Source organism: Paenibacillus sp. 01T442, assembly GCF_056398345.1.
This window is the reverse complement of the sequence record NZ_JBFTPF010000214.1, coordinates 1-621: the sequence shown is the minus strand read 5'-3', so window position 1 is coordinate 621 and position 621 is coordinate 1. Positions and strand designations below refer to the sequence as shown.

Genomic DNA, 621 nt, shown 5'->3' with positions numbered 1-621 from the left:
CATGGGAGCAGTAGGTTATGGTGGAAGTTGTGCAGGTCACGGTTCAAGCGCAGCAGCTATTTTGGTTCTTTTTATTCTTTTGGTTATCATCACGTCAGCTTTTGTATGGTAATTCCTTAATCCTACACAATAACAACAAGAAAAAACGGCCGCGAAATAATATACGGGCCGTTTTTTTTCTTTGTTCTTATCATAATAAAGATCACCCTTATTCTTATACTTAATCATATAATACTTCAATAAAAATGGGCTGCGCCGAAATAAATCTTTCGGTGCAGCCCCTTATTTCAACTTACCACCAGAATCCTGGACCACCGAAGCCGCCGAAGCCGCCAAAGCCTCCGCCAAAACCACCAAATGCAAAAGGTTCAGTGCCAATAGCTAAGAGATCAAATAAAACCAATGGGATGATCGCTTTAACCTGTACTTTCTCACCTTTTTGTGGAGCAATAATCAATTTGTTACCGCTAATTCTGACCAATTTGCCAGATACGCTTGTTCCGTCTTTTTTCAGTGCCATAATTTGTTTACCAACCATTTTACGAACGTCCTCTTTCCTAATTTGGGATGTCATGAACGTCCACCTCCTTCTGCCACCAGAKATACATTGCTATACAATGT

Annotated in this window: 2 protein-coding genes; one reads left to right on the top strand and one right to left on the bottom strand. The window is 40.5% G+C overall.

What is annotated here, in order from left to right:
* Position 1 precedes the first annotated feature (1 nt).
* A complete protein-coding gene (locus AC1DLM_RS35500; RefSeq protein WP_171628410.1) occupies positions 2-112 on the top strand; it encodes a YjcZ family sporulation protein in 111 nt (36 codons plus the stop codon).
* 180 nt (positions 113-292) lie between these two features.
* Here the strand turns inward: AC1DLM_RS35500 and AC1DLM_RS35495 are convergent, their stop codons facing one another.
* A complete protein-coding gene (locus tag AC1DLM_RS35495) occupies positions 293-574 on the bottom strand; it encodes a hypothetical protein (RefSeq protein ID WP_441987384.1) in 282 nt (93 codons plus the stop codon).
* Between the last annotated feature and the right edge of the window lie 47 nt (positions 575-621).

What these genes read in the sequence shown, in the direction of transcription:
- AC1DLM_RS35500 (WP_171628410.1), top strand. Translation starts at nt 2, where the DNA reads ATGGGAGCAGTAGGTTATGGTGGAAGTTGTGCAGGTCACGGTTCAAGC.
- AC1DLM_RS35495 (WP_441987384.1), bottom strand. Translation starts at nt 574, where the DNA reads ATGACATCCCAAATTAGGAAAGAGGACGTTCGTAAAATGGTTGGTAAA.